Here is a 17,735-nt window from a genome sequence, read left to right as displayed (position 1 = left end):
TAAAAAATTAATCAGGTAGGTGCCTTATGTTTTTATTGGTTAACATCATTGGGTTACTTGCATTTTTGGGAATTGCAGTTTTATTTTCAAGAGATCGCAAAAACATCCAATGGAAATCTATTTTAATTCTTGTAGTATTAAACTTGTTTTTAGCATGGTTCTTCGTCTATTTCCAAATCGGGAGAACGATTGTAGAAGGATTAGCTTCAGCAATTGCATGGGTAATTCAATCAGCGCATACTGGAACAGGCTTTGCATTCAGCAGTTTCACTAGCGGTAAACAGATGGATATGGCGATTAGCGCACTCTTCCCAATTCTGCTTGTAGTACCATTATTTGACGTATTAATGTATTTCAATATTTTACCTAAAATTATAGGTGGTATTGGTTGGGTGCTAGCGAAAATTACACGTCAGCCTAAATTTGAATCATTCTTTGGCATCGAAATGATGTTCTTAGGTAATACTGAAGCTTTAGCTGTATCAAACGAACAATTGAAACGTATGAATGAAATGCGTGTATTAACAGTGGCTATGATGTCAATGAGTTCAATCTCTGGAGCTATTGTTGGTGCATACGTTCAAATGATACCGGGTGATCTCGTATTAACAGCGATACCGCTAAATATTATTAATGCAATAATTGTATCTTCAATTTTGAATCCGGTCAGTGTTGAAGAACAAGAAGACATCATTTATAGCATCAAAAATAATGAAACGGTAGAACGTCAACCTTTCTTCTCATTTTTAGGTGATTCTGTACTTAATGCAGGTAAATTAGTATTAATCATCATTGCATTTGTAATTAGTTTTGTTGCTTTAGCAGACTTAATTGATCGCTTTATAAACTTAATTACAGGTCTAATCGGTGGATGGATAGGCGTAAAAGGAAGTTTCGGTTTAAATCAAATTTTAGGATTATTTATGTATCCATTTGCACTTTTACTTGGTTTGCCATGGGGAGAAGCATGGATTGTTGCTCAACAAATGGCTAAGAAGATTGTTACTAACGAATTTGTAGTTATGGGTGAAATTAGTAAAGTCGTTGATTCATATAGCCCTCACAGAAGAGCTGTTATTTCAACATTCTTAGTTTCATTTGCTAACTTCTCTACAATCGGAATGATTGTCGGAACATTAAAAGGGATTGTCGATCAAAAAACATCAGATTTTGTATCTAAATACGTACCAATGATGTTATTAGCAGGTATATTAGTATCATTACTTACTGCAGCGTTTGTCGGATTATTCGCTTGGTAAGAAGATAGATAACATGTTTGACAATTTAAAAGAATCGTGGAACATCATTCAATTTGAATTTCGTTCCACGATTTTTTTGAATTATTTCAGTAGATTTTAGTTAACATGATAAAAACCAAGTATGTAGGGTGAGGAGACACTCTATATACTTGGTTTTTATGGGAAATGAATATTAATGTACTTGTAACGGTAAGGACTAGGTACTGTCACAGTACTTCGAGCAAAATTTGTTTTGTTACTATAAACAACACAAAGGAGATAACTTCTCTTATTAAGAAGTTATACACATTATAGCAAATGTAATTGACAAAGTAAACAAAAAATTCAGAAAATTTATATTTGTTTTTAAATTAGTTCACTTAAACATGATGAAATAGAAATATACCTTGAAAATAATCTAGATATAGATTATTTCTAAAATGCATATTGTAGCTTCACTAGTGATTGTGATAACCTTTTTAATGATATTACATTAAAAGGGGTTGGTGTATGTGAATAAAAATATTAAAGATTTACTTTTAGTTATACTAGGCTCTTTCATATTTTCAGCTGGAGTTAATGCATTCGTTATCTCAGGTAATTTAGGAGAAGGTGGCGTAACAGGTATAGCCATTGTATTATATTATGCGTTTCACATTTCTCCAGCCATCACGAACTTTGTAGCAAATGCACTACTGATCATTGTAGGGTATAAATTTTTAAGTAAAAAAAGTATGTTATTAACTATTGTGGCAACTGTACTTATCTCAGTGTTTTTAAGTTTAACTGAGTCTTGGCACGTTGAAACTGGAAATATCATTATTAACTCTATATTTGGTGGCTCTTGTGTTGGGTTGGGCATTGGTATTATTGTTTTAGCTGGTGGTACAACTGCAGGGACAACGATACTAGCACAAATTGCTAATAAATATTTAGATGTAAGTACTGCATATGCGTTATTGTTTTTTGATTTGATTGTAGTACTCATATCATTAACTGTATTACCATTGCAGATGGCCTTAGTAACAGTTATATCATTATATATAGGTACCAAAGTTATGGAATATGTTATAGAAGGTTTAAATACTAAAAAAGCAATGACAATTATTTCAAGTAATCCTGACCAAGTAGCGAAAGCGATAGATGAACAAGTTGGACGAGGTCTCACAATATTAGATGGTCGAGGCTATTATAGTCGTGAAGAAAAAGACGTATTATATGTTGTCGTTGCAAAAACACAAGTGTCTCGAGCTAAGAAAATTATACGAAAGATTGATAATCAAGCCTTTTTAGTTGTGCATGATGTGAGAGATGTATATGGTAATGGCTTTTTAGCAGATGAATAATGAGAATGAATAAGATTAGGTGTTTCAATATATTGGTGAAGGTGATATGACGACATCAATTAATGAAATACCTAACCTTTGTTTTGTCGATTACAAATAGTCAGTTATTTACAAAGATGTTATAATACCTCTATTGACTATGATAATTATTATCAATTGGCAAACTCAATCGTACATAAAGTTATTTATTATGAAAGTAGGGGAAACATGAATCGTTTAAAAGCGCAACAAGTGGAAATTGGATATGGGGATCATACGATTATTAACAATTTAGATGTAGAAATACCAGATGGCAAGGTTACGTCTATCATTGGGCCTAATGGTTGTGGGAAATCTACATTATTAAAAGCATTGTCACGCTTATTAACAATCAAAAATGGCGAAATTCAATTAGATGGTGAAAATATTCATACGCAATCAACTAAAGAAATTGCTAAAAAAATTGCTATATTACCACAAACACCAGAAGTAGCAGATGGTCTTACAGTTGGAGAATTAGTATCTTATGGTCGTTTTCCGCATCAAAAAGGGTTCGGCCGTCTATCTGCTGAAGATAAAAAAGAGATTGATTGGGCTTTAAATGTTACTGGCACATCTGAATTTAGACATCGTTCTATTAATGATTTAAGTGGTGGTCAGCGTCAACGAGTTTGGATTGCGATGGCATTGGCTCAAAAAACAGACATTATTTTCCTAGACGAACCCACAACATATTTAGATATCTCACATCAATTAGAAATTTTAGAATTAGTTCAACAATTAAATAAAGAACAAGGTTGTACCATCATAATGGTCTTACACGACATCAACCAGGCTATTCGTTTTTCTGATCATCTTATCGCTATGAAGAAAGGTGAAATCATTGCTTGTGGCGCTACTGAAGACGTGCTGACTAAAGATATTCTAGAAAAAGTGTTTAATATTGATGTCGTACTTAGTACGGACCCTCGTACAGGTAAACCATTGTTAGTGACCTATGACTTATTCGAACGTAATTATTCATAATATATAGATAAACTAAGAAAAGGGAATTTTTATCATGATGGAGAAAGATAAAAAAGTAAACATAGGTTTTATTGGCTATATTATTTTAGTCTTTGTGTTGTTAGTAGGCGCATTGCTTGTATCTATCTTGATAGGTGAAGCGAAAATTAGTTTTTCAACTATTATGGATGCTATTTTTCATTATAATCCTAAAAATCAACAACATAATATTATTAGTGAGATACGTATACCGCGTGATTTAGGTGCGGTATTAGTTGGAATGGCATTATCAGTTGCTGGTGCTGTTATTCAAGGTGTAACTAAAAACGGACTTGCAGATCCAAGTTTAATAGGTTTAAACTCTGGGGCTTCATTTGCATTGGCGTTAACATTTGCTTTTTATCCAGTAGCACCATTCTTAATGCTCATGTGTGCAGGGTTTTTAGGTGCGATGTTGGGTGGCTTTATTGTCTTAACAATAGGTCGATCTAGACGTGATGGCTTCAATCCTATGAGAATCATTTTAGCAGGTGCTGCTGTAAGTGCACTTTTAACGGCTTTGAGTCAAGGTATTGCTTTAACATTTAAGCTGAATCAAACACTTACTTTCTGGACTGCTGGTGGTGTTTCAGGTACGACTTGGAAACAACTTATGTGGAGCGGACCTGTTATTATCATTGCTATTGTTATCATCATAACAATGAGTAAACAATTAACGATTTTAAATTTAGGAGAGACACTTGCTAAAGGCTTGGGACAAAATATCACGTTGATTCGTGGAGTAAGTTTGTTCTTAACAATGATATTAGCGGGGGTAGCCGTTTCAATGGTAGGACAAATTGCCTTTGTTGGCTTGATGATACCTCACATTGTCAGATTCTTAGTAGGCACAGACTACGCAAAGGTATTACCATTAACAGCTTTAACAGGCGGTTTACTTATGATTTTAGCTGATACTGTTGCACGAATGTTAGGTGAAGCGCCAGTGGGAGCGATTATTTCATTTATCGGTGTGCCTTATTTCTTATACTTAGTTAAAAGAGGGGGGCGCACAATATGATTCATCCTAAATTAAGACGAAAACAAATCGTTACTTTAGTAATTTTCTCAATATTATTATTAGTCGCATGTACATGGAGTGTGTCTTCAGGAGAATATAAAATTCCGGTTGATCATTTTTTAAAGACGCTCATAGGTCAAGGTGAATATTATGATCAATTAATCTTAATGGAATTTCGTTTTCCACGAATGTTAATTACTATTTTAGCAGGTGCTGCGTTAAGTTTAAGTGGTGCTATTATTCAAAGTGTCACTAAGAATCCAATTGCGGAGCCAGGTATTTTAGGTATTAATGCTGGCGGTGGTTTCGCCATAGCGCTATTTATTTCAATAGGACATATTAACCCTGATAATTTTGTTTATGTGTTACCAGTGATTAGTGTCATTGGTGGTGTAGCTACTGCAATTGTTATCTTTTTATTTAGTGTGAACAAGAGAGATGGCATTACACCTTCAAGTATGGTGCTAATTGGTGTAGGCATGCAGACAGTCTTATACGGTGGTTCTATTACGCTTATGTCTAAATTTAATGAAGATCAGTCAGAATTTATTGCTACTTGGTTTGCTGGTAATATCTGGGGCGATGACTTTACATTTGTAATTGCAACTATTCCATGGCTTATCATTATTATTCCATTTCTTTTATATAAATCTAATGTGCTGAACTTAATTAATACACATGAGCATATTGCAAAAGGACTTGGTGTTAAGATTGAACGTGAACGTGTAGTTTTATTCTTTATTGCTGTTGTTTTATCATCAATTGCCGTGGCTGTTGCAGGTGCTATTACATTTATTGGTTTAATGGGACCACACATTGCAAAATCAATTATTGGACCGCGTCATCAACTATTTTTACCAATTTCAATTATTGTAGGTGCCTTCTTACTTGTTTTATCAGATACCATTGGTAAGGTTATTCTTGAACCGACAGGGGTACCTGCTGGTATTGTAGTTGCTATTATAGGCGCACCTTATTTCATTTATTTAATGTATAAATCTAAAAGTATTTAAAAATTGGTGCATTGAATAGTGATGCTGAAGGATAAAATATATTTAAGACATCGTTTCTAATTAGTTAAATATTAAACTTTTTACGATTGTAGTAATCTTCGTGGGAGTGGACAGACCTTATTAATGAATTTTACGCTGAAATTCTCTGTGTTTGGATAAGGACAAATTCTGTTCCATTTCCACTTTTTTATTAAAGTCGATTTATATGTAAATGATAGCGCATACATTGCGCTTGATTTATAATTAAATTGATAGGCCAAAGGAGGAGGTTACATATGAAAAAGCTAATAAAACAAAAAGAAAACTTTTTAAAAGATATGCTAGACGGTTTAAAAATAGCAAATAATGATATCGAAATCATTGCAGAAACTGTTGTCGTGCGACGTAAAAAGAAATCTAAAGGCGTAGCGATTGTTTCAGGTGGCGGTAGTGGACATGAACCGGCTCATGCAGGTTATGTTGCGCAAGGGATGCTTGATGCGGCGGTTTGCGGAGAAGTATTTACTTCACCAACACCTGATAAAGTGTTAGAAGCAATTAAGGCTGTCGATACTGGTGATGGTGTTTTATTAATTGTTAAAAATTATGCTGGCGATGTAATGAACTTTGAAATGGCGCAAGAAATGGCAGAAATGGAAGATATTCAAGTAGAGATGGTTGTCGTTAAAGATGACATATCAGTGTCTGAAGAAACGCAAAGACGTGGTGTTGCAGGCACAGTATGCGTTCATAAATATGTAGGCTATTTAGCTGAACAAGGTTTAGCTCTACAGGATATTAAAGAAAAAGCGGAAACAATAGCTTCACAAATTAAAAGTATTGGTATGGCACTGACACCACCAATGGTTCCAACAACAGGCCAATATGGATTTGATATTAATGATGAGGATATAGAAATTGGGATAGGTATTCATGGGGAAAAAGGAATTGAACGAATACACTATGAAGAAATCGATAGTATCGTTGAACGGTTATTAAGTCGATTACTTAAAGAAAATCAAGACCAATCATTAATCGTTATAGTTAATGGAATGGGTGGTACACCACTATCAGAGTTAAATATTGTGACTAAATATTGTTCGCTTTATTTAGAAAAGCAAAATAGAGATGTAGCGCAATGGTTTGTTGGTGACTATATGACTTCATTAGATATGCAAGGTTTTTCAATCACACTACTTCCTAATAATGAAGAACTACTCAAAGCTTTACAAGCACCTACTACGTCTCGCTACTTTTAAAAAGAAAACTACATTCAACTGAGGTGATTAAAAATGGATGTTAAAGATATGAAACAACGATTATTAAATTTAGAGGCAGTGTTTTCAGAGAAAGAAACATTATTAACGGATTTAGATAGAGCAATTGGTGATGGCGATCATGGTGTCAATATGTTGCGTGGATTTAAAAGTTTGAAAGACAAGATAGATGATAGTAGTATGTCATCGCTATTTAAATCTACCGGTATGGCATTAATGTCAAATATTGGTGGTGCATCTGGTCCATTATATGGATTTAGCTTTGTTAAGATGGCTAATGTTGTTAATGATGAAATGGATAAAGAAAATTTAAAAGCTGTTGTTACTGAATTTGCTAATGCGATTGCCCAGAGAGGTAAAGTACAACGAGATGAGAAGACTATGTTTGATGTTGTAGATCGAGCGCGTGAAGCTTTAGAAAATGATGAAACAATCACATTAGAGATACTACAACAATTTGCTACTGATACGAAAGAGATAGAAGCTACAAAAGGACGTGCAGCATACTTTAAAAAGGATTCAATAGGTTATATCGATCCTGGTGCTCAAAGTATGGTTTACGTATTAAGTGCACTGATTGGAGATGAGATTGAATGACAACAATTATAATTATCAGCCATAGTGAAGACATTGCGAATGGTACTAAAGCATTGCTTAATCAGATGGCGCAAGATGTTAACGTCATAGCTCACGGCGGTGTTGATGGAGGCATAGGTACATCATTTGATGATATTCAAAATATTATCAATAACTTAGATGATGACGCATTGTGCTTTTATGATTTAGGTTCTTCTGAAATGAATTTAGATTTAGCAATTGAGATGTATGAAGGACCACATCATGTTAAGAAGATAGATGCACCAATAGTAGAAGGTAGTTTTACTGCCGCAGTGAAACTCTCAGTTGGCGGAACAACTGATGAAGCGATACAAGAAGTCGCTCAAACTTCATTTAAGGAAAATACATTTGACTAATGTTTAAATAATGTGCGTAAATATAATAATCAAATAAATGCGCAAAATAAATTTTATAATTAAGTAATTTATAAAATGAAAATGACAAATGATTGTGATAAAATAGATTATTATAGTAAAGCGAGAGAGTAGGTGGACAAGGTCATGCAAAGTAGCATCAAGGAATACGTTTTAAGTGGAGAATTTGAACAAGTTAGACAACTAATGACCAAAGCAGACTTTTTAGATTTTGAAGAAGCCTACATTTCATGTGCACATGAAAATGAAAGCATGATGTTTTATACTTGTATTTTAGATATGATTAAATTTGAAGAAACGTCTGAATTGCATGATTTAGCATTTCTATTACTTGTCTATCCCCTAAGTGAGATAGAAGGGGCATTGGATTCTGCTTATTACCATGCACAAGCGTCCATTCAGTTGACGAATGGTAAAGAAATTAAGAGTCTATTACAAATGTTATTATTACATGCCATTCCAGAACCTGTTATTACTGATACTGAAGCTTTCAAAGTTGCTAAACAAATTTTGAAATTAGATCCAAGTAATCATGTTGCAAGAAATGCACTTAAAGAAACAGCTAAACGTATGGATAATGTTGTTATTGATATTAATGAATTACAACAATATGGAAATTCTAATTAATCAGCATGTAAATGATTGCATCATTGTACAAATAATTACTTTCTAGATTTTATATATGGTAGTGGGACAGAAATAGTATTTTTCAAAATTTATTTCGTTGTATCCCCAACTTGCTTAGCCTGTAGAATTTCTTTAGGAAATTCTCTTTGTTGGGGCCGCCTACCAGGCAAGGATGACTAGGTTTGAGAAAAATTGATTCAAGGTCAATTTCAAATCAGTCAGCTATTGCCAAATTGGTAAAATAGGCTGAGACATTTAATTTTGTCTCAGCCTTTTTAATTCAAGTCATTTTTAAATTTAATTATTTATTAAAAAAACTAATGACTAGTGCGATAATAGCCGATATTAAACCTGCAGTTACTCCTAAACTTATTTTTTACCTCCTCTATAATGATCGCCATTATCTGTTTGAAGATGTAGATATGATGTTCATCATTAATCTAAAATTAAATATGATTTACTAGTTACTTATTTATGAAAAATAAGATAATTATAATAATTTTTAAAGAATTTTAAATCCTTGACAAGTGTATATAGAATAGTGTTTATAGCCGATAAACGCCGGTTCGTAACCTTTATGCACTGTTGCATATTATTTGAAGTGCGTTATAATGCACAATGTGTCAAATTTAAGGAGGTTATATTTTCGCATGGGATTAAATAAAGAAGCTGTAAAAATTGGTTTCGCCTATGTCGGCATTGTAGTAGGTGCCGGATTCTCAACTGGACAAGAAGTTATGCAATTCTTTACACCATATGGTTTATGGTCTTATATTGGTGTACTTATTTCAGGTTTGATTCTTGGTTTTATAGGTAGACAAGTTGCTAAAATAGGTACAGCATTTGAAGCTACGAATCATGAGTCAACATTAAAATATTTATTCGGAGAAAAGTTTAGTAAAATCTTCGATTATATATTAGTATTCTTCTTATTTGGTATAGCAGTCACTATGATTGCAGGGTCAGGTTCAACATTCCAAGAGAGTTTTGGCATACCTACGTGGTTAGGTGCCTTAATTATGACTATTGTCATTTATTTAACATTATTATTAGACTTTAACAAAATCGTGAGGGCACTTGGTATCGTTACACCATTCTTAATAATTATGGTAATACTTATTGCCATTTACTACTTATTTGCAGGTAGCGTTCCTTTAAATGAGGTTAACAGTACTGTTGATAAAACAAGTGTATTTTGGGGTATAGTTAGAGGATTAATGTATGGTGGTCTAGCTTTTGCAGTGGGCTTTAGTACAGTTGTTGCAATTGGAGGCGACGCTTCTAAACGTAAAGTTTCAGGTGGAGGTGCAATGTTTGGCGGTGTGATTTACACTATCTTACTTGCTCTAATTAACTTTGCACTACAATCTGAATATCCTAAAATCAAAGATGTTGAAATTCCAACAATAACATTAGCTAATGCTATTCATCCATGGATTGGTCTTGTTCTAACTGTCATCATGTTAGCAGTTATGTACAATACAATCTTAGGGCTATGCTATTCATTCGCAGCACGTTTTACAGAACCATATAGTAAAAAGTATCACATCTTTATCATTGTTATGATGATTGCTGCATTTATTTTAAGCTTTGTAGGTTTCGCAGACTTAATTAACTTCTTATATAACATTATGGGTGTTGTTGGTCTGTTTATCGTAGTTGCAGTATTAATTAAATACTATGTACGTAAGAGTGATAATAAAGATCATATAGCATAGATTTAAAATAGCAATACTTTACAATTGAAAGTGAATGTTTTAATCTTAAAAGCAATTCGTATGATTATACGGGTTGCTTTTTCTATTAAATGAATAAGCAAACTTTCTATAATCAATTGAAAGGAACGTAGGGAATGAATACTCAGAAAAAATGGACGATCATCACAGGTGTCATTATAGTGATTGTGAGTGTTGTAGTTGCTTGGGGACTATACCACCATCAACAAGAGAGTGAGAAGAAAAAACAACAACGTGAAAAAGTTCAAATTAATAATCCTAACGTCAAATTATTTCAAAATATTACCTATAATAATCATCTTCCTGAAAGCCAACTCGACATTATGATGCCTGACGATATAGACAAGGATACTAAATTGCCAGTTATCTTCTGGATGCATGGAGGGGGTTATGTTGCAGGTGATAAACAATATAAAAATCCATTGCTATCGCAAATTGTGGAACAAGGCTATGTAGTAGTGAATGTTAACTATGCTTTAGCACCTAATTATAAATATCCTACACCACTCATTCAATTTGATGATGCAATTCAATTTATTAAGCATAATAAAGACCGCTTCCCAATTGATTTAGATCAAGTTGTTATAGGCGGTGACTCTGCCGGTGCACAACTTACAAGTCAATATGTTGCTATGCAAACAAATAGTTCACTACGAAGTGAAATGGGATTTGAACAGCGTTTTACACCATCACAAATAAAAGGCGCTATCTTTTTCGGTGGTTTTTATGATATGAAGACAGTTAGAGAAACGGAATTCCCAAGAATTCAAATGTTTATGCATAGTTATACTGGTGCAACAAAATGGGAATCAGAATTTAAAAATATTTCTCAAATGTCAACAATTAATCAAGTGACTAAAGATTATCCTTCAACGTATCTATCAGTAGGTGATGCTGATCCTTTCTACAGTCAAAATATTGAATTTTACCGTAAGTTGAAGGAAGAAGGCATTCCTGCTAGTACATTGTTCTATAATGGTTCACATCATTTACATCATCAATATCAATTTCATTTAGAGAAGCCAGAATCTAAAGAGAATATGAAACGTGTACTCGCATTCTTAAGCAGAAATACTTCATCATCTGGTGTAGAACAAAATCAGCAATCTCCATTTGATGGTTCTACGAGTTCGGATAAAAGTTTCTCATTATCACCTTACTAACCACGATGAAGTGATAAAATTATCAAACTTTATTAGTGACAACACTATAGCTAAGAATAAAAGGCTTATTTCCTAAATGTTAAATCATTAAGGAAGTAAGCCTTTTTAATTTCTATTAATCTATGATAGTGCTATTTAATTACTATAGGTATATTGTTATTTAATCTAACATTTTAGTAATGTTGTTTAATATTATTGAGACTAGAGTATAATATAATGATAGTAAATTTAAATACTAAATAAGCAGTTTGGCCATGACATATTTATTGAAGTATTGACCATTAATGTATAGCTTATCATTTAATTCGCCCTCAATATTAAATCCAGCAGCTTTAAAGAGTTCAACTGCGCGCGCGTTTTCAGGGACAACGGAAGCTTCGATACGCCTAATATCATGGTTGATTGACCAAGCTTCAGTCGCATTTACTAAGGCCATACCTATGCCATGTTTCTGATATAGTTGTCTAACACCAATTGTGATAACTGCTTCGTGACGTTTGCGCTCAAAATCTTCAGTTGTAATGAATGCGTAACCAACCAGTTGATCATCTTGCTCTGCAACATAAACAGTATTTCTTGGAGAAGTGATAATGCGTTCTAAACGATCACTAACACTTGAGATGCTGGGCGTATATTCACCCGGGTTATATAATGTATATTCAGATTCATCATAAATTTTACTTAATAATTTAATAAAGTCTTCAACGTCTTTTATACTAATTTCACGAATAATATGAGCCATAAGGCTTCCTCCCAAATTAATAAACTATTGTGTCTTACATGGTATTATAGCAATAAATCTTAGATATACATAAAATAAAAAACTTTTAAACTAAAGGGGTAATCTTAAATATGAAACCGAATGTACTATTAGCAGGTGGTAGTGGTTATATTGGTAAGTATATAAGTAGTGTTATTGAAAAAGATGCAAACATATATGCCCTATCAAAGTATCCAAATACTAAAAAAGAAGATAATGATCGAATTATTTGGTTGAAAAGAGATATTTATAATTATACTGATGTTGTAAAAGCTATGGAAGGTATGGATATTGCTGTTTTTTATTTAGATCCTAATAAGAATTCAGCAAAATTAACGCAAGCAACGGCACGAGATTTAAATTTGATCGCCGCAGATAACTTTGCCAGAGCAGCAGCTCAACAAGGTGTGTCTAAAATAGTATATATAAGTGGTAGTCGATTTGATAGTGAGACAGTACAAAGGCTAGAGAATTACGGTGTTCCTGTGGAAAAGACAAACACACAAATTAAACGACCGCATATAAATGCTGAATTACAGATGTCTAAATATGATGATATAAGAACAGCGATGCGAATGATATTACCTAGGAAATGGACATTATCCTATTTAGTAGACTACTTTATGAAATGGCTTAATGATACACGTGGTACATTCATGCACACATATAAAGATAATGATAGATACATTGTTTATGCACGAAAAAAGTCTAAACCATTATTAATTATGGAAAAAGTTGAAAACGACTCGGGACTTATAACATTACACTTGATTTCAGGTTCAATGATAAAATCTAATCAAAAGAAACAAGGTAAATTAGAATTTAGGCAAATTAAAGGGACAAGATTGGTCATTGTTCATTTATATGATTATATTCCGAAATTACTATGGCCAATTTACTATTTCGTTCAAGCACCATTACAAGGTTTGATTATGCGAGGGTTTGAAATTGATTGCCGAATTAAACATTTTAACGGACGGGTTCAATCAGGGGAAAAAATGAAATATACAAAATAATAGGTGATAAAGTGATGCAAGTATTATTAGTAGAAGATGATCAAACACTCTTCCAAGAATTGAAAAAAGAATTAGAACATTGGGATTTCTTTGTGACAGGTATAGATGATTTTAGTGCAGTAATGGATATTTATGAAGAAACAAATCCTGAGATTGTTATTATGGATGTTCAATTACCTAAATACGATGGATTTTATTGGTGCAGAAAGATTAGACAAGTATCTAATGTCCTCATCTTATTCTTATCATCACGTGATAATCCGATGGACCAAGTCATGAGCATGGAATTGGGAGCCGATGATTATATGCAAAAACCATTCCATACAAACGTCTTAATAGCTAAATTGCAAGCCATTTATTGACGTGTTTATGAATTTGGAGCAGAAGAAAAGAGAACATTGAATTGGCAAGATGCACTTGTGGATTTATCAAAAGATAGTATTCAAAAAGGTGATTCAGTTATCTATTTATCGAAGACTGAAATGATTATTTTAGAAATGTTAATTCAAAAGCAAAATCAAATTGTTACTAGAGATACCTTAATTACTGCGCTATGGGATGATGAAGCGTTTGTAAGTGATAATACGTTGACTGTTAACGTTAACCGTTTGCGTAAAAAATTATCTGATATCGGTATGGATACACAGATCGAAACTAAAGTAGGTAAAGGTTACATGGCACATGAGTAACGTGAAATGGTTTTGGTTATTCCTCAAAACGCGAAGTAACTGGATTTTTTGGATTGTGTTTCTACATCTGATTTTATTAGGTATGGCTTACATTGATTATGATATTTCCATCGAGAGTATAGGATTTATAGTAACTTTAAATCTCGGTCTTACAGCGATGTTTTTAATTTTTACTTTTTTAAAAGAAGTAAAGCTATATCAACATTTATATAATAATAAAGAAATTGAAGAAATTAAACATAAAGATTTAGCGGAAGATCCGTTTCAAAAGGAAGTTGTTAATTATCTTTATCGCAAATTAACGAGTCAAAAGGAACGTGTTGTTGAACAACAATTACACATACAATCGACAGAACAATCTCTAACAGAATTTGTTCATGATATTAAAACACCTGTGACAGCGATGAAGTTGTTAATCGATCAAGAAGAAGAGGGGACACGTAAAAAGTCATTATTGTATGAATGGGCACGTATTAATGAGTTGTTAGATAAGCAACTTTATTTAACGCGTTTAGAGTCTAAAAATAGAGACATGTATTTTGAAGAGACATCACTGAAGCGTCTTGTGATTGATGAGATCCAATTAACACGTCACATTAGCCAAGCCAAAGGTATAGGCTATGATTTGGATTTAGAAACAAACTTAGATGTATACACGGATGTGAAGTGGTGTCGCATGATGATTCGCCAAATTTTATCTAACTCATTAAAATATTCTCAAGGACAAGATATCATTATTCGTTCTTATACAAATGATGGTCATGTCGCATTAGAAATTAAAGATTTTGGTAGAGGTATCAGTCACAAGGATTTACCACGTATATTTGAGCGTGGTTTCACTTCGACTGCGAATCGTAATGAGACAACTTCTTCAGGAATAGGGCTATATCTGGTTAACAGTGTAAAGGATCAATTAGGTATTAATGTTCAAGTAGAATCTACAGTAGGACAGGGGACTACTTTTGTATTAACTTTTCCAAAACAGAATGAATTGATGGCCCGTATGACCCAAGTGACAACAATGTTACCTTAAAACTTAGATTTGTTACTCCATCTTCATTTCATCAAAAGCGATAACTTTTATAATTAAACTGATTAAAGTAGTGAGATGTTTCTAAAGTAAACGCACATGCAGATAAAATGAATGGCGAGGTGAATAAAACCGTGGCAATATTACAGGCAAAGCAAATTGCCAAAACTTATGGAAATAAACAAACTGAACAAGAAGTTTTAAAAGATATAGATCTGTCAATTGAAGCGGGAGAGTTTGTAGCTATCATGGGGCCATCGGGATCAGGCAAGACAACGTTATTAAACGTATTAAGTTCAATTGACTATTTAACACATGGTTCTATTATTTTAGATGGTCAACAATTAGAGAAATTATCTAATAAAGTGTTGTCTGAAATTAGAAAAAAAGATATTGGTTTTATTTTTCAAGAATATAATTTATTACATACGTTAACAGTTAAAGAAAACATCATGTTACCTTTATCAGTTCAAAAGATAGATAAAAAAGAAATGAATGAACGCTATCAACGTATTACACAGGCTTTAAATATTTTTGAAATTAGTGATAAATATCCATCAGACATTTCTGGTGGACAGCGACAAAGAACATCCGCAGCGCGTGCATTTATTACGTATCCTAAGATTATTTTCGCGGATGAGCCAACAGGGGCACTTGATTCTAAAAATACTCGCGATTTATTACAACGTTTTCAAAAAATCAATGAACTTTATAACGCAACGATAGTAATGGTAACGCATGATCCTTTGGCAGCAAGCTTCTCAGAGCGTGTGATTATGTTAAAAGACGGGCAGATATTTACTGAAATTTATCAAGGTGAAGATGATAAAAATGTCTTTCACAAGGAGATCTTACGTGCGCAAAGTATATTAGGTGGCATGATGTATGAGTTTTAGTCAAATTATATGGAAGAACTTTCAACAGAATATAATTCATTACGCGATTTATATCTTTTCACTTGTATTAAGTATCGTGTTGTTTTTTAGTTTTATAACAATTAAGTATGTGCACCATTTCAATGTGCATCAATCGTTGTCAATGATACAACAAGGAACACAAGTGGGGAGTTATTTTTTATTTATCATTATTGTTGTATTTATTATGTATACGAATATGTTGTTTATTAAACGACGTAGCTATGAATTCGGATTATTGCAAACGATTGGTTTAGGTAAAAAGAGTATTATTTATATGCTAATGCTTGAACAATTATTTATTTTTATTATAACCGCGATATTAGGTATGATTATCGGTATTTTAGGATCAAAAATACTATTAATGATTGTTTTAAAATTATTAGGTATACATACTTCTGTATCAATCATTTTTAGTTTTCAAGCGATTGCGCAAACTTTATTTATACTTGTCATTGCTTATATACTTATCATTATTCAAGCGTCTATTTATTTAAGTAAATCTTCAATTAAAAGTTTAATGGCCTCTCAAGACAGTAAAGAAGATAGTCACATCACACTTACATTAGGAGAAGTTATATTAGGTGTTTTAGGTATTGTATTGATATTAACAGGTTATTATTTATCGACACGTTTTGTCGAGATTGTAGATGATGTGATACTACCGTTTGTTATTCTAATTCTTACTGTTTTAGGAACTTACTTTTTCTTTCGAAGTACGATTTCTCTCATTTTAAAGATGATTAGATACCTTAAAGGTGGTAATGTTTCTGTAAATGATGTTATTTTTACATCATCACTCATGTTTCGAATTAGAAAAAATGCATTTTCATTAACTGTAATGGCAATCATTTCAGCAATAACTGTATCTGTATTGTGTTTCGCTGCGATTAGTAGGGGCTCTTTGACAAATGAAGTTCTATTAGAATCTCCTCATGAAGTTACACTGAAAGAAGAAAAATTAGCTAATGAATTAGGTTTTGAATTAAATCGGCATCATATTCCTTACCATTACGACTTTAAACAAGTTGTTTATTCTCAACTATACAAAGATCATTTATTTGATAAAAATCAGGTGCAACCATACGCAATTATTGTAACGAGTGAAAAATATTTCCCTAATGTTTCTATAGAGAAAGGTGAGGCTAATTTAATTATGCCTGAAGGGTTAATTCATGATTTATCGAATCATACACTCCATGGTACGGCTTCTATAGGAACTAAAAAGCATCATGCAAATATTAAATTGAATAAAGTGATGGATAAAATTTATTTTAAACAGAGTATTGACTTAGGAGGTCCTACTTTAGTTTTAAATGATACAGATTATAACTATTTGAAAGCACATGCGAAAAATAAATATATCGTTTCACAATATGGTTTTGATTTAAAACATAAAAGAGATATACCAAAACTTGAGAGTATAACAAAGGGTCTTGATGGTAATGTTCAAACGCGTAGTGAAGTGGTGAGCGAAGTATCAAGTTTGACTGGAATATTGTTATTTGTAACATCATTTTTAGGAATTGCATTTTTAATCGCTACAGGGTGTATTATTTACATTAAACAAATTGATGAAACAGAAGATGAGTTAGAAAGTTATTCTGTATTACGTAAATTAGGTTTTATTCAAAAAGACATGGCAAAAGGGTTAAAACTCAAAGTGGCATTTAATTTTGGTATACCACTGATTATTGCCTTACTACATTCTTACTTTGCGGCAGTGGTCTTTATGAAGGTTATAGGCTTTGATAATAAAGTTCCTATTTTCGTTGTAATGGGTATTTATACAATCATTTATAGTATTTTTGCAGTTATCGCCTATAATCACTCTAAAAGAACGATTAATCACTCAATTTAAGTCAATATTTATCTAATATTTCGTGTTTGTAAAGAATTTGTAAATGTAAT

At 32.7% G+C, this 17,735-nt stretch carries 16 protein-coding genes and 1 pseudogene; 16 read left to right on the top strand and 1 reads right to left on the bottom strand.

Translation table 11 applies throughout. The features are described from left to right. Positions 1-26 precede the first annotated feature (26 nt). The 11 genes from HMPREF3134_RS07555 to HMPREF3134_RS07505 all read left to right on the top strand — a co-directional run bounded on the left by HMPREF3134_RS07555 (position 27) and on the right by HMPREF3134_RS07505 (position 11,415). On the top strand, positions 27-1,259 hold the full coding sequence (locus tag HMPREF3134_RS07555; protein WP_070441960.1) for a NupC/NupG family nucleoside CNT transporter: 1,233 nt from the start codon (positions 27-29) through the stop codon (positions 1,257-1,259). A 491-nt stretch (positions 1,260-1,750) separates the two neighbouring features. Beyond that, positions 1,751-2,584 (top strand): YitT family protein, encoded by an 834-nt coding sequence (locus HMPREF3134_RS07550; RefSeq protein WP_070441957.1) that lies wholly within the window; start codon positions 1,751-1,753, stop codon positions 2,582-2,584. 207 nt (positions 2,585-2,791) lie between these two features. Next, positions 2,792-3,589, top strand: coding sequence for an ABC transporter ATP-binding protein (locus tag HMPREF3134_RS07545; protein WP_053017195.1), 798 nt, complete (start codon positions 2,792-2,794; stop codon positions 3,587-3,589). A 34-nt stretch (positions 3,590-3,623) separates the two neighbouring features. Further along, complete coding sequence (locus HMPREF3134_RS07540) at positions 3,624-4,628, top strand: FecCD family ABC transporter permease (protein ID WP_070441955.1); 1,005 nt, start codon at positions 3,624-3,626, stop codon at positions 4,626-4,628. After that, positions 4,625-5,641: a FecCD family ABC transporter permease gene (locus HMPREF3134_RS07535; protein ID WP_070441952.1), complete on the top strand. Its 1,017-nt coding sequence runs from the start codon at positions 4,625-4,627 to the stop codon at positions 5,639-5,641. The genes HMPREF3134_RS07540 and HMPREF3134_RS07535 overlap by 4 nt, the downstream gene beginning before the upstream one ends. Positions 5,642-5,916: 275 nt before the next feature. Further along, positions 5,917-6,879 carry a dihydroxyacetone kinase subunit DhaK gene (dhaK, locus tag HMPREF3134_RS07530; protein WP_070441949.1) on the top strand — a complete coding sequence of 321 codons (963 nt, stop codon included), beginning with the start codon at positions 5,917-5,919 and terminating at the stop codon, positions 6,877-6,879. 33 nt (positions 6,880-6,912) lie between these two features. Further along, positions 6,913-7,494, top strand: a complete 582-nt coding sequence (dhaL, locus tag HMPREF3134_RS07525; RefSeq protein ID WP_037548306.1) for a dihydroxyacetone kinase subunit DhaL — start codon at positions 6,913-6,915, stop codon at positions 7,492-7,494. After that, on the top strand, positions 7,491-7,871 hold the full coding sequence (gene dhaM / locus HMPREF3134_RS07520; RefSeq protein ID WP_053019306.1) for a dihydroxyacetone kinase phosphoryl donor subunit DhaM: 381 nt from the start codon (positions 7,491-7,493) through the stop codon (positions 7,869-7,871). Before dhaL ends, dhaM begins: the two co-directional genes overlap by 4 nt. Before the next feature lie 144 nt (positions 7,872-8,015). Continuing rightward, a complete protein-coding gene (locus HMPREF3134_RS07515) occupies positions 8,016-8,516 on the top strand; it encodes a hypothetical protein (RefSeq protein WP_070441946.1) in 501 nt (166 codons plus the stop codon). 650 nt (positions 8,517-9,166) lie between these two features. Then, positions 9,167-10,234, top strand: coding sequence for a YkvI family membrane protein (locus tag HMPREF3134_RS07510; protein ID WP_070441943.1), 1,068 nt, complete (start codon positions 9,167-9,169; stop codon positions 10,232-10,234). Between the two features lie 134 nt (positions 10,235-10,368). Further along, entirely contained in the window at positions 10,369-11,415 is a 1,047-nt protein-coding gene (locus HMPREF3134_RS07505) for an alpha/beta hydrolase (RefSeq protein ID WP_070441940.1), read from the top strand. A 235-nt stretch (positions 11,416-11,650) separates the two neighbouring features. On the opposite strand, the gene HMPREF3134_RS07500 is transcribed toward HMPREF3134_RS07505, so the two are convergent. Then, positions 11,651-12,157, bottom strand: coding sequence for a GNAT family N-acetyltransferase (locus tag HMPREF3134_RS07500; protein WP_070441937.1), 507 nt, complete (start codon positions 12,155-12,157; stop codon positions 11,651-11,653). A gap of 110 nt (positions 12,158-12,267) precedes the next feature. Here HMPREF3134_RS07500 and HMPREF3134_RS07495 point away from each other — a divergent pair, with 110 nt between their 5' ends. The 5 genes and pseudogenes from HMPREF3134_RS07495 (at position 12,268) to HMPREF3134_RS07475 (ending at position 17,685) form a co-directional block, all read left to right on the top strand. After that, the gene (locus HMPREF3134_RS07495; RefSeq protein WP_070441934.1) at positions 12,268-13,191 is read left to right on the top strand and encodes an NAD(P)H-binding protein; all 924 of its coding nucleotides are present in this window, start codon (positions 12,268-12,270) and stop codon (positions 13,189-13,191) included. Between the two features lie 14 nt (positions 13,192-13,205). After that, positions 13,206-13,880 (top strand): annotated as a pseudogene (gene graR, locus HMPREF3134_RS07490) (response regulator transcription factor GraR/ApsR). After that, the gene (locus HMPREF3134_RS07485; RefSeq protein ID WP_070441931.1) at positions 13,873-14,913 is read left to right on the top strand and encodes a HAMP domain-containing histidine kinase; all 1,041 of its coding nucleotides are present in this window, start codon (positions 13,873-13,875) and stop codon (positions 14,911-14,913) included. Before graR ends, HMPREF3134_RS07485 begins: the two are co-directional and overlap by 8 nt. 131 nt (positions 14,914-15,044) lie before the next feature. Continuing rightward, on the top strand, positions 15,045-15,806 hold the full coding sequence (locus tag HMPREF3134_RS07480) for an ABC transporter ATP-binding protein (RefSeq protein WP_070441928.1): 762 nt from the start codon (positions 15,045-15,047) through the stop codon (positions 15,804-15,806). Continuing rightward, positions 15,796-17,685: an ABC transporter permease gene (locus tag HMPREF3134_RS07475; RefSeq protein WP_070441925.1), complete on the top strand. Its 1,890-nt coding sequence runs from the start codon at positions 15,796-15,798 to the stop codon at positions 17,683-17,685. Before HMPREF3134_RS07480 ends, HMPREF3134_RS07475 begins: the two co-directional genes overlap by 11 nt. Positions 17,686-17,735: the final 50 nt, after the last annotated feature.

Origin of the sequence: Staphylococcus sp. HMSC14D10 (genome assembly GCF_001808125.1) — a bacterium.
GTDB classification, from domain to species: domain Bacteria; phylum Bacillota; class Bacilli; order Staphylococcales; family Staphylococcaceae; genus Staphylococcus; species Staphylococcus haemolyticus.
The sequence above is the reverse complement of the archived record's forward strand: the minus strand, read 5'-3'. Positions and strand labels throughout refer to the sequence as shown.